Here is a 12,090-nt window from a genome sequence, read left to right as displayed (position 1 = left end):
TCACCACAGTTACAGTGTTCCTCCTTAACTGACTGGCATTGGGGGCAAGCCCCCTCCCACACTTGAAGGTATTCACACATCTGAATGTGGGAGGGGGCTTGCCCCCGATGACGTCAGAACGAACACCACCCAGCCCTCAAAACGACCGCACAATCCGCCCCAACGTCTCCATCGCCTGCTCCGACGCCTCGGTCCACGGGCTGCCATAGTTCAGCCGAATGCAATTGCGAAAGCGCTGGGTCGCCGAGAAAATCGGCCCCGGCGCAATGCTGATGCCTTGGGCCAAGGCCATCTGGAACACCTTCAGTGAATCCGTCTGTTCCGGCAATTCCAACCACAGGAAGTACCCCCCGGCTGGCTGACTGACGCGGGTCTGCGCGGGGAAATACCGGGCAATGGCGGCGAGCATGGCGCTTTGTTGCTCTTCCAGGGCATAGCGCAATTTGCGCAGGTGCCGGTCGTAGCCGCCATGTTGCAGGTAGTCGGCAATCGCCGCCTGGGCCGGCATCGACGGGCACAGCGAGGTCATCAGCTTCAGGCGTTCGACTTTCTGCGCGTAGCGCCCGGCGGCCACCCAGCCGACGCGATAGCCGGGTGCCAGGCTCTTGGCGAAGGAACCGCAGTGCATTACCAAACCCTCGGTGTCGAAGGCTTTGGCCGGCTTGGGGGCCTGTTGCCCGTAATACAGTTCGGCGTAGACATCGTCTTCGATCAGCGGCACCTGATGGCTGCGCAACAACTCCACCAGCGCCTGTTTCTTGGCTTCCGGCAGGGTTGCGCCCATGGGGTTCTGGAAACTGGTCATGGTCCAGCAGGCCTTGATCGGGTAGCGTTCCAGGGCTTGCGCCAGGGCGCCGAGGTCGATGCCGTCGCGCGGGTGCACGGGGATCTCCACTGCCTTGAGCTTCAGGCGTTCCAGCACTTGCAGGCAGGCATAGAACGCCGGGGCTTCAATGGCTACCAGGTCGCCGGGTTCGGTGACAGCTTGCAGGCACAGGTTCAGCGCTTCCAGGGCGCCGTTGGTGATCAGCAGTTCTTCCATCGGCAGCATCAGCCCGCCGACCATGTAGCGCAGGGCGATTTGCCGACGCAGTTGCGGGTTGCCCGGCGACATGTCCGTGACGACCAGGCGCGGGTCCATCTCGCGGCTGGCGCTGGCCAGGGAGCGGGCCAGGCGCGGCAGCGGAAACAGCATCGGGCTGGGGAACGCCGAGCCGAAGGGCACGGTGTTGGGGTCTTTGATCGAGTCGAGTACCGAGAACACCAACTCGCTGACATCCACCTCAGTGGACTCGTGCACCTGCTCGCTCACCACCGGCTCGGAGAACGGGCTCGGCGCATGGGTGTTGACGAAGTACCCGGAACGCGGCCGCGCCCGGATCAGGCCACGGCGCTCCAGCAGGTAATAGGCCTGGAACACCGTGGACGGGCTGACGCCGTAGGTCTGGCTGGCGTAGCGCACCGACGGCACGCGCTGGCCGGGCCCGAGGACGCCGGAGCGGATCAGTTCGGCAATGTCTTCGGCGAATTTTTCGTAGCGTTTCATTTTGGCCTTAAACAAGTGTTTTTTTGATACCGAGGTATCAGCGGTTGAGCGGCGCTACAAAACGGCTGTCGGCAACGCTGTAAATGCCCGGTTCATCCACATCCATGACCTTGAAGCGCAACGTCTGCGAACTGCTCGCCGGTTTATCTGCGAGCAACGCCACCGACACCGGCACATCAATGATTTCCCCCGGCGCCAGGCTGATCTCGGTCTTGCCGTGCAGCTGGAAACCGTCGGCGTCGATCAGCTCCACCCGGTAATCCTGGCGCTGCTGGGTCTTGTTGATGACCTTGAGGCTGTAGATGTTTTCGATCTGGCCCACGGCGTTCTCGCGGAACAGGCCACGGTCCTTGGTCACGTCCAACGACACCATCGGCCGTTCCACCAGGGCCACCACCAGCGCGGCAATCATCACCAGCAGCACGGCACTGTAGCCGATCAGGCGGGGCCGGAGCAGATGGGTCTTGCCACCTTGCAGTTGATGTTCGCTGGTATAGCTGACCAGGCCACGGGCATAGCCCATCTTGTCCATGATCGAATCGCAGGCGTCGATGCAGGCCGCACAGCCGATGCACTCCATTTGCAGGCCGTCGCGGATGTCGATGCCAGTGGGGCAGACCTGCACGCACAGGTGGCAGTCAATGCAATCACCCAGGCCGACATCGGCCGGCCTGACCTCGCGTTTGCGCGGGCCACGGCTTTCGCCACGGGCGCTGTCGTAGGAAATGGTCAGGGTGTCTTTATCGAACATCACGCTCTGGAACCGCGCATACGGACACATGTGCATGCACACCGCCTCGCGCAGCCAGCCGGCATTGAGGTAGGTGGCGGCAGTGAAAAACAGCACCCAGAACAGGCTCACACCGCCTATTTCCAGGGTCAGCAGTTCCTCGGCCAACGGGCGGACAGGCGTGAAGTAGCCGACAAAGGTCAGCCCGGTCAGCACGCTGATGCCCAGCCACAAGGTGTGCTTGGCCGAACGCCGCGCCAGTTTGTTCAGGCTCCAGGGCGCCGCTTGCAGCTTGATGCGCTGGTTGCGCTCACCCTCGGTGACCTTCTCGCACCACATGAACAACCAGGTAAATGAGCTTTGCGGGCAGGTGTAGCCACACCACACGCGGCCGGCAAACACGGTAATCGCGAACAGGCCGAAGGCACAGATGATCAACAGCGCTGACAGCAGGATGAAATCCTGGGGCCAGAAGGTCGCGCCAAAAATATGGAATTTGCTTTCGGCCAGATCCCACAGCACGGCTTGGCGTCCGTCCCAGTTCAGCCACACGGTGCCGAAAAACGCCAGGAACAGAAAGCCCGCTCCGGCCACACGCAAGGTACGGAACAGGCCGGTGAAGCTGCGGGTATGGATCAGGGTGTCGCTGGATTTGGCCTTCACCTTCTTGGGGTGAATGGGGTCAAAGGTTTCCACGGTTGGGATGCGTTCGCTCATGGTCATTCGCTCATCAGCCTCCATCAGGCGGATGAACTATGGGCCGGCGGCTGTTTGCATAACAGACTCAGCTAAAGCGATAAAAAGCGGATCAGATGGCCTGCGAGCCAAGCGCTGCGACAATCTGCTGCACCCCGGCGCGCCTGGGGTGCAGCTTGATTTCAGCGCTGATGACCCAGATCAATCAAATCAGCGAACCAGGCTCGGTGGCCTTCACATGGTTACGCCCGTCCGTCGCGCCTTCGACCGTCAGGGCATCTGCCTCGGCTTCGGTGATGTAGATGCGCTCGCCCGCCAGTTCGACGTAGGACATGGACTTGTCATCGTCCGTCACTATCTTCACGCGGGTGGCAGGCACGCTTTGCTCCTGGCCATTGTCGTCGAGCTTGAAATAGCACAGGTGGTTTTCAATACGCAGGGTCATGTTGAACTCCTTTTTCATCGGCTATGCACCTTAGGGGATGGTGCCGAGGCGGGGTTCAAGGCAACTGACTGGCGGTAGGCGCTGTCCATGAATTATCGACTTCTTTGAAGGACAGCTTCCATGGACGCTTGGTGGCATGAAGTGTGGCAAACCCTGCAGGCCGAATTCGCCGATATCGGCGATGCCAGGCAACTGACCCAGATCACCGTGCGCCTGCTGATCGCAGCCGTACTGGGTGGCATCTTGGGCTTTGAACGCGAGAGCAAGGGCAAGGCGGCCGGGATACGCACCCATATGCTGGTGGCCTTGGGCGCCGCGCTGTTTGTGATGGTGCCGCAGATGTCGGGCAATCAGGCGGATGCCATGAGCCGCGTGGTGCAAGGCGTGATCGCGGGGATCGGCTTTCTCGGCGCCGGTACCATCATCAAAGGCAAGGATGAGGAAGAAGGGCATGTCAAAGGCCTGACCACCGCCGCCGGCCTGTGGATGACCGCTGCGATTGGGGTCTCGACCGGGTTGGGTCGGGAATCGACAGCGGTCCTGAGTACGTTGCTGGCGTTGGCGGTGTTCCGCGTCATGCCGAAAATCGTCAAGCGCTTCGAGAAGGACTGACGATCACCGGGGGCATGGTCGTCGGCGGCTCCTCAACGGGGGGTGGCAGGTTTTCCGGGGGTTCTTTTTCGGGGATCGGTTCCGGTTCAGTGGGCGGCAGGGTCGGGTTGTCGATATTCGGATCAGGGGTTTCAGCCGGGATCGGGATATTCATCGGTGTGGCCTCCTTTGTGCTTTGCTCTACCGGTGGACAATCGCCTGGGGGATTTGATTCCCCGCTCAATGGCGGCACATCCACCTGAACTTTTGACCAAGGCTCAGGCTCGGACCTATGACGGCCCTGCTCAGGGAGAGCGCTGCCGTTTCAGAATTCGGATCAAGCAAAGAGCGTCCACAGGGCGTAAGGGGAAGATGCTCGATGACTGCTGACACTCAGGTTCCAGATAATTCCTTATTGCCGCTGTCCCAGGCGCTGTTGCTGCCCAGGATTGCGATTGAAAGCACCATGCCGGTGATTGATGGCGGTGAATTCGCCGTCAAGGCCGCCGTGGGCCAGCGGGTCAACGTGACCAGCAAGGTATTCGCCGACGGCCACGACAAGCTCGCTGTACTGATCCGCTGGCGGCCGCTGCAGGATGAAAGCTGGCACAGCGTGGTGATGACCGACGTGGGCAACAATGGCTGGGAGGGCGCGTTTACCGTCACCACCCAAGGCCCTCACGAATACTGCATTGAAGCCTGGATCGATACCTTCGCCAGCTTCTGCTACGAACTGCGCAAAAAACATGAGGCTGGCGTGCCGGTCAGCCTGGAGTTGCAGGAAGGCCGCAGCCTGGTGTTGCAGGCCGCCGAACGCAGTGACAACGAACTGCGCGACCGCCTGATGTTGCTGCACCACGAACTCTCCGGCCTGCTGGAAACCGAGCAGGTCGCGCTGTTCCTGCACGAAGACAGTGCACACCTGATGACCCAGGCCGATCACCGCGCCTATTTGAGCATCAGCACCGTTTACCCGATCGACGTGGAACGTGAAGCGGCGCAGTTCGCCAGTTGGTACGAGCTGTTTCCGCGCTCGATCACCGACGATCCGGCGCGTCACGGTACCTTCAACGATGTGCACGCACGTCTGCCGATGATCCATGACATGGGGTTCGACGTGCTGTACTTCCCGCCGATCCACCCCATCGGCCGCAGCCACCGCAAGGGCAAGAACAACTCGCTGACCGCCGGTCCCGATGATCCGGGCAGCCCATACGCCATTGGCAGCGAGGAGGGCGGCCACGAGGCCATTCACCCGCAACTGGGCAGTCGCGACGACTTTCGCCGCCTGGTCCAGGCGGCCGCCGACCACGGGCTGGAAATCGCCCTGGACTTCGCCATCCAGTGCTCCCAGGACCACCCGTGGCTCAAGCAGCATCCGGGCTGGTTCAACTGGCGCCCCGACGGGACGATCAAATACGCTGAAAACCCGCCGAAAAAGTACCAGGACATTGTCAACGTCGACTTCTATGCGGCGGATGCGATTCCGGGTCTCTGGACCGAATTGCGCGACATCGTGGTGGGCTGGGTGGAAGAGGGCGTGAAGACCTTTCGCGTCGACAATCCCCACACCAAGCCGCTGCCGTTCTGGCAATGGCTGATCAGCGATGTGCGCTCAAAGCACCCCGAGGTGATTTTTCTCGCCGAGGCCTTCACCACGCCGGCGATGATGGCGCGGCTGGGCAAGGTCGGTTATTCCCAGAGCTACACCTATTTCACCTGGCGCAATACCAAGGCCGAGTTGAGCGAGTACTTCACCCAGTTGAACCAGTCGCCATGGCGTGAGTGCTACCGGCCGAACTTCTTCGTCAACACCCCGGACATCAACCCAGGCTTCCTGCACGAGTCCGGCCGCGCCGGCTTTCTGATCCGCGCCGCGCTGGCGACCATGGGCTCGGGCTTGTGGGGCATGTATTCGGGCTTTGAACTGTGCGAAGCCGCGCCGGTGCCGGGCAAAGAGGAATACCTGGACTCGGAGAAGTACGAGATTCGTGTCCGCGACTTCACCGCCCCCGGCAACATCATTGCCGAGATCGCCCAGCTCAATCGCATCCGCCGGCAAAACCCGGCGTTGCAGACACACCTGGGGTTGAAGCTCTACACCGCGTGGAACGACAACATCCTGTACTTCGGCAAACGCAGTGAGGAGGGCGACAACTTCATCCTGGTCGCCATCAACCTCGACCCGTTCAACGCCCAGGAAGCGCATTTCGAGTTGCCACTGTGGGAGTTGGGCCTGCCCGATGATGCGCAGACCCAAGGTGAGGACCTGATGAACGGCCATCGCTGGACCTGGTACGGCAAGAATCAGTGGACACGCCTTGATCCGCAGATGCCGTTCGGGATTTGGCGCATCACCACTTCCTGAGCCTAGTGAAGATCAACATGTGGGAGGGGGCAAGCCCCCTCCCACATTGACCGAGTTCAGTTTGAAAGAATTTGAGTATTCCAGGAGTTTCCAATGGCGAAGAAACCCAAGGCTGCCAGCTTTATCAAGGATCCGCTCTGGTACAAGGACGCGGTGATCTACCAGGTTCACGTCAAGTCCTTCTTCGACTCCAACAATGACGGCATCGGTGACTTTCCCGGGCTGATCGCCAAGCTCGACTACATTGCCGACCTCGGCGTGAACACCATCTGGCTGCTGCCGTTCTACCCCTCGCCACGCCGCGATGACGGCTACGACATCGCCGAATACCGTGGCGTGCACAGCGACTACGGCACCCTGGCCGACGCCAGGCGCTTTATCGCCGAGGCCCACAAACGCGGGTTGCGGGTGATCACTGAGCTGGTGATCAACCACACGTCCGACCAGCACCCGTGGTTCCAGCGCGCCCGCAAGGCCAAGCCCGGATCGGCGGCGCGAGACTTTTATGTGTGGTCCGATGACGACCAGAAGTACGACGGCACGCGCATCATCTTCCTCGACACCGAGAAGTCCAACTGGACCTGGGACCCGGTCGCCGGCCAGTACTTCTGGCACCGCTTCTACTCCCACCAGCCCGACCTCAACTTCGACAACCCGCAAGTGATGAAGGCCGTGCTGTCGGTGATGCGTTACTGGCTGGACATGGGCATTGACGGCCTGCGCCTGGACGCCATCCCGTACCTGATCGAGCGCGACGGCACCAATAACGAGAACCTTGCCGAAACCCATGAGGTGCTCAAGCAGATCCGCGCCGAAATCGATGCGAACTACCCGGACCGCATGCTGCTGGCCGAAGCCAACCAATGGCCCGAAGACACCCAGTTGTACTTTGGCGACAAAAAGGGCGACGACGGCGACGAATGCCACATGGCTTTCCACTTCCCGCTGATGCCGCGCATGTACATGGCGCTGGCCCAGGAAGACCGCTTTCCCATCACCGATATCTTGCGCCAGACCCCGGAAATCCCCGCCAACTGTCAATGGGCGATCTTCCTGCGCAATCACGATGAACTGACCCTGGAAATGGTCACCGACAAAGAGCGTGACTACCTGTGGAACTACTACGCCGCTGACCGCCGCGCGCGCATCAACCTGGGCATTCGCCGACGCCTGGCACCGCTGCTGGAGCGCGACCGCCGCCGTGTGGAACTGCTCAACAGCCTGCTGCTGTCGATGCCGGGCACGCCGACCCTGTATTACGGCGATGAAATCGGCATGGGTGACAACATCTACCTCGGTGACCGCGACGGTGTGCGCACGCCGATGCAGTGGTCCATCGACCGCAACGGCGGCTTCTCCCGCGCCGACCCGGCCAGCCTGGTGCTGCCGCCGATCATGGACCCGCTTTACGGCTACCAGTCGGTCAACGTCGAAACCCAGACCCAAGACCCGCACTCACTGCTCAACTGGAACCGGCGCATGTTGGCGGTGCGCAAGCAATCCAAGGCGTTCGGCCGGGGCAGTCTGAAAATGCTCTCGCCGAGCAATCGCAGGATCCTGGCCTACACCCGTGAATACACCGGGGAAGACGGCCGCACGGAAATCATCCTGTGCGTGGCCAACGTGTCCCGCAGTGCCCAGGCCGCCGAGCTGGACCTGTCGGCCTTCGCCGGGATGGTGCCGGTGGAGATGCTCGGCGGCAACGCGTTCCCGCCCATCGGCCAGCTGAATTTCCTGCTGACCCTGGCGCCCTATGGCTTCTATTGGTTTGTATTGGCGGCGGAGAACCAGATGCCCAGCTGGCATGTGGAACCGGCCCAAAGCATCCCCGACTTCACTACCCTGGTACTTAAAAAACGCATGGAAGAATTGCTCGAAGACCCTTGCCGCACCACCCTGGAGCAGACTTCCTTGCCGGCCTGGCTGCCCAAGCGGCGCTGGTTCGCGGGCAAGGACACCGCTATCGACAACGTGCACATTGCTTACGGCGTGCGGTTCGGCGACCCGGAGCATCCGGTGTTGCTCAGTGAAATTGACGTCACCAGCGGCGGCCAGGTCAGTCGCTATCAACTGCCGTTCGGTTTCCTGGGCGAAGACCAGTTCACCAGTGCCTTGCCGCAGCAATTGGCCCTGGCCCGTGTGCGGCGTACGCGGCAGGTGGGGTTGGTCACGGATGCCTTCAGCCTGGAGCACTTTATCCGCGCCGTGATCCAGGGCCTGCAGGCCGGTACGGTGCTCACGTCCAGCGAAGGCGACTTGCGCTTCGAAGCCACGCCACATCTGGCGCCGTTGCAGCTGACGGACGACGCCCAAGTGCGCTACTTGTCGGCCGAGCAGTCCAACAGCTCGGTGGTGGTGGGCGAGAGCCTGGTGCTCAAGCTGATCCGCAAAGTCAGCGCCGGTGTGCATCCGGAACTTGAAATGAGCGCCTACCTGACAGCCGCCGATTACCCGAACATCTCGCCACTGCTGGGCTCGATGATTCGCCGTGGCGCCGACGGCCAGGACAATCTGCTGATGATCGCCCAGGGTTATCTGAGCAATCAGGGCGACGCCTGGAGCTGGACCCAGAACAACCTGGAGCGCGCCATTCGCGACGAACTGGCGCAGGCCATCTCCGAGCAGGAACAGCACTACAACGCCTTGGGCGAATTGAAGGACTTTGCCGGGATACTCGGCCAGCGCCTGGGGGAAATGCACCTGGTGCTGGGCACGAAGACCACCAACAAGGACTTCAAGCCCGAGGTCACCACCGCCAAGGACACCCAGGCCTGGGCCAAGGACGTCGGCGCGCAGATCGAACGTGCGCTGCAATTGCTCAAGCTGCATCAAACCCAGTTGAACCCTGCGGATCAGGCGTTGGTCAGTGACTTGCTGGCGCAGAAAAAAGCTATCGGCGCCCATGTCCAGGCGTTGGCGAAAGCTACGTTGGGCGGCCTGCGCATTCGGGTTCACGGTGATTTGCACCTGGGCCAGGTGCTGGTGGTGAAGGGCGATGCCTACCTGATCGACTTTGAAGGCGAGCCAGCCAGGCCGCTGCATGAGCGACGGGGCAAGCACAGCCCGTATAAAGATGTGAGCGGTGTGCTGCGCTCGTTTGATTACGCGGCGGCCATGGCCCTGAATGTGCAAGGGGTGGATCACTCGCCGCAGGCCGATCAGGCCCGCAGGCGTGTGACCGATCGCTACCTGAATGAAGCACGCGAGGCATTTATCCAGGCTTATCAGGCAGCTACGTCTACACTGGCGCATGACTGGCAGGATGCCAAAGGCCAGGACGCCGCGCTGACATTGTTCAGCCTGGAAAAGGCTGCGTATGAAGTGGCTTACGAAGCGGAAAACCGCCCGACCTGGCTACCGGTGCCCCTGCAAGGGCTGCACGGTTTGCTCAGCGGGCTAATACCTCTATCTGACACTGCACGCGGTGGGGAGACGTCATGAATTACACGCATAAAGAACCGCTGCAGCCCAAGTTGACTGCCATGCCGGCGTCCAAGGACGTTGAAGCGCTGGTGCGCGCCGAGCACCACGACCCGTTCTCGATCCTCGGGCCGCACGATGACGAGCAGGGCGGGCAGTTTATCCGCGCATTCCTGCCGGAAGCCCTGAGCGTCCAAGTGTTGGCGCAAGACAGCGGCGAGCCCATCGGCAGCCTGGACGCGACCCAGGTGCCGGGCCTGTTTGTCGGGCACTTCTCCACGCGCCAGCCCTACCTGCTGAAAATCCAGTGGGCCGGCGGTGAACAGATCACCGAAGATCCTTACAGTTTCAGCCAATTGTTGCTGGGGGAAATGGACCTGTACCTGTTTGCCGAAGGCAACCACCGCGACCTCAGCAGCTGCCTGGGCGCCCAGGTGACCAGCGTCGACGGCGTGCAGGGCGTGCGCTTTGCCGTATGGGCACCGAATGCGCGGCGGGTGTCGGTGGTGGGCGACTTCAATATCTGGGACGGGCGCCGCCATCCGATGCGCCTGCGCCATCCTTCGGGCGTGTGGGAGTTGTTTATCCCACGTCTGCAACCGGGCGCTGCCTACAAGTACGAGATCCTCGGCGCCAACGGAATCTTGCCGCTCAAGGCCGACCCCATGGCACTGGCCACCCAACTGCCGCCGGACACTGCGTCGAAAGTCGCGCCGCCGTTGCAGGTGGACTGGCAAGACCATGAGTGGATGCAGTCGCGCAGCGAGAAGCAGAAACCCACTGCGCCGCTGTCGATCTACGAGCTGCACGTCGGTTCCTGGCAATGCGAGCTGGACGAAGCCGGCGAAGTCGCCCGTCAGTACGGCTGGCGTGAACTGGCAGAACGCCTGGTCCCGTACGTGCAGCAATTGGGCTTCACCCATATCGAATTGATGCCAATCATGGAGCACCCGTTTGGCGGCTCCTGGGGTTATCAGGCCTTGTCGCAGTTCGCCCCGACTGCACGCTTTGGTTCGCCGGAGGATTTCGCCTATTTCGTCAACGCCCTGCACCAGGCCGATATCGGCGTGATTCTGGACTGGGTACCAGCGCATTTTCCCACCGACACCCACGGCCTTGCGCAGTTCGACGGCACCGCGCTGTATGAATATGCCAACCCGCTGGAAGGCTTCCACCAGGATTGGGACACGCTGATCTACAACCTGGGCCGCACCGAGGTTCACGGCTTTATGCTGGCTTCGGCCCTGCACTGGCTCAAGCATTTCCATATCGACGGTCTGCGTGTGGATGCAGTGGCGTCGATGCTGTACCGCGACTATTCGCGCAAGGCCGGCGAATGGGTGCCCAACCGTCACGGCGGCCGCGAGAACCTGGAAGCCATCGACTTCCTGCGTCACCTCAATGACGTGGTAGCCCTGGAAGCCCCTGGCGCCTTGGTGATCGCCGAGGAATCCACCGCCTGGCCGGGCGTAAGCCAGCCCACCCAACAGGGCGGCCTTGGGTTCAACTACAAATGGAACATGGGCTGGATGCACGACTCGCTGCATTACATCCAGCAAGACCCGGTCTACCGCGCCCCATCACCATAACGAGCTGAGCTTCGGCCTGGTGTATGCCTGGTCCGAGCGTTTCATCCTGCCGATTTCCCACGATGAAGTGGTGCACGGCAAGCACTCGTTGATCGACAAGATGCCCGGCGACCGCTGGCAGAAGTTTGCCAACCTGCGTGCCTACCTGGCGTTCATGTGGATGCATCCCGGCAAGAAGCTCTTGTTCATGGGCTGCGAGTTCGGCCAGTGGCGCGAGTGGAACCACGACCAGCAACTGGATTGGTACCTCTTGCAGTACGCAGAGCACAAAGGCGTGCAGAAGCTGGTCGGTGACTTGAATCGCCTGTACCGCGAAGAGCCAGCCCTGCACGAACAGGACGATGCGCCACAAGGCTTCCAATGGCTGATCGGCGATGACGCGATCAACAGCGTCTACGCCTGGCTGCGCTGGAGCAAGGACGGTAAGCCCGTCCTGGTGGTGGCGAACTTCACGCCGGTGCCCCGCGAGGCCTATGCCGTCGGCGTGCCGTTTGCCGGACGCTGGAGCGAAGTGATCAACAGTGATGCGGACATGTATGCCGGTTCCAATTTCGGCAACGGCGGTGAAGTCTTCACCCAGGATGAGCCGCGCCATGGCCAACCAGTGTCACTGTCGCTGAATTTACCGCCGCTGGGCGTGCTGATTCTGCGGCCGGAAGGGGCTTAACCGCTCTGCTGTGCGGGATTCAGTTGTCCACGGTGCTG

At 61.6% G+C, this 12,090-nt stretch carries 7 protein-coding genes and 1 pseudogene; 4 read left to right on the top strand and 4 right to left on the bottom strand.

Annotated features, from left to right (window positions below; genetic code table 11):
* Positions 1–136 precede the first annotated feature (136 nt).
* From mapR to IQK56_RS08220, 3 genes are all read right to left on the bottom strand, one after another.
* Positions 137–1,546, bottom strand: coding sequence for a GntR family transcriptional regulator MpaR (gene mapR / locus IQK56_RS08230; RefSeq protein WP_150759850.1), 1,410 nt, complete (start codon positions 1,544–1,546; stop codon positions 137–139).
* Positions 1,547–1,583: 37 nt separating this feature from the next.
* Entirely contained in the window at positions 1,584–2,993 is a 1,410-nt protein-coding gene (gene ccoG / locus IQK56_RS08225) for a cytochrome c oxidase accessory protein CcoG (protein WP_193863452.1), read from the bottom strand.
* 184 nt (positions 2,994–3,177) lie between these two features.
* Positions 3,178–3,417, bottom strand: coding sequence for a DUF3203 family protein (locus tag IQK56_RS08220; protein WP_122305708.1), 240 nt, complete (start codon positions 3,415–3,417; stop codon positions 3,178–3,180).
* Between the two features lie 120 nt (positions 3,418–3,537).
* Between IQK56_RS08220 and IQK56_RS08215 the strand changes: the two genes are divergently transcribed.
* Entirely contained in the window at positions 3,538–4,029 is a 492-nt protein-coding gene (locus tag IQK56_RS08215) for an MgtC/SapB family protein (RefSeq protein WP_150675216.1), read from the top strand.
* Here the strand turns inward: IQK56_RS08215 and IQK56_RS08210 are convergent.
* Positions 4,007–4,183, bottom strand: coding sequence for a hypothetical protein (locus tag IQK56_RS08210; RefSeq protein WP_178075366.1), 177 nt, complete (start codon positions 4,181–4,183; stop codon positions 4,007–4,009). The two genes, IQK56_RS08215 and IQK56_RS08210, sit on opposite strands and share 23 nt — an antisense overlap.
* Before the next feature lie 204 nt (positions 4,184–4,387).
* On the opposite strand from IQK56_RS08210, the gene IQK56_RS08205 reads away from it, so the two are divergent.
* From IQK56_RS08205 to glgB, 3 genes and pseudogenes are all read left to right on the top strand, one after another.
* Positions 4,388–6,376, top strand: a complete 1,989-nt coding sequence (locus tag IQK56_RS08205; RefSeq protein WP_122310069.1) for an alpha-1,4-glucan--maltose-1-phosphate maltosyltransferase — start codon at positions 4,388–4,390, stop codon at positions 6,374–6,376.
* Between the two features lie 93 nt (positions 6,377–6,469).
* Positions 6,470–9,817, top strand: coding sequence for a maltose alpha-D-glucosyltransferase (treS, locus tag IQK56_RS08200; protein ID WP_193901626.1), 3,348 nt, complete (start codon positions 6,470–6,472; stop codon positions 9,815–9,817).
* Positions 9,814–12,052: pseudogene (glgB, locus tag IQK56_RS08195) on the top strand (1,4-alpha-glucan branching protein GlgB). Before treS ends, glgB begins: the two are co-directional and overlap by 4 nt.
* Positions 12,053–12,090: the final 38 nt, after the last annotated feature.

This window comes from Pseudomonas cyclaminis, assembly GCF_015163715.1.
Classification (GTDB): domain Bacteria; phylum Pseudomonadota; class Gammaproteobacteria; order Pseudomonadales; family Pseudomonadaceae; genus Aquipseudomonas; species Aquipseudomonas cyclaminis.
The sequence above is the reverse complement of the archived record's forward strand: the minus strand, read 5'-3'. Positions and strand labels throughout refer to the sequence as shown.

Coding starts and splice junctions, on each gene's coding strand:
- mapR (WP_150759850.1), bottom strand. CDS start 1,546: ATGAAACGCTACGAAAAATTCGCCGAAGACATTGCCGAACTGATCCGC.
- ccoG (WP_193863452.1), bottom strand. CDS start 2,993: ATGAGCGAACGCATCCCAACCGTGGAAACCTTTGACCCCATTCACCCC.
- treS (WP_193901626.1), top strand. CDS start 6,470: ATGGCGAAGAAACCCAAGGCTGCCAGCTTTATCAAGGATCCGCTCTGG.
- IQK56_RS08220 (WP_122305708.1), bottom strand. CDS start 3,417: ATGACCCTGCGTATTGAAAACCACCTGTGCTATTTCAAGCTCGACGAC.
- IQK56_RS08205 (WP_122310069.1), top strand. CDS start 4,388: ATGACTGCTGACACTCAGGTTCCAGATAATTCCTTATTGCCGCTGTCC.
- IQK56_RS08215 (WP_150675216.1), top strand. CDS start 3,538: ATGGACGCTTGGTGGCATGAAGTGTGGCAAACCCTGCAGGCCGAATTC.
- IQK56_RS08210 (WP_178075366.1), bottom strand. CDS start 4,183: ATGAATATCCCGATCCCGGCTGAAACCCCTGATCCGAATATCGACAAC.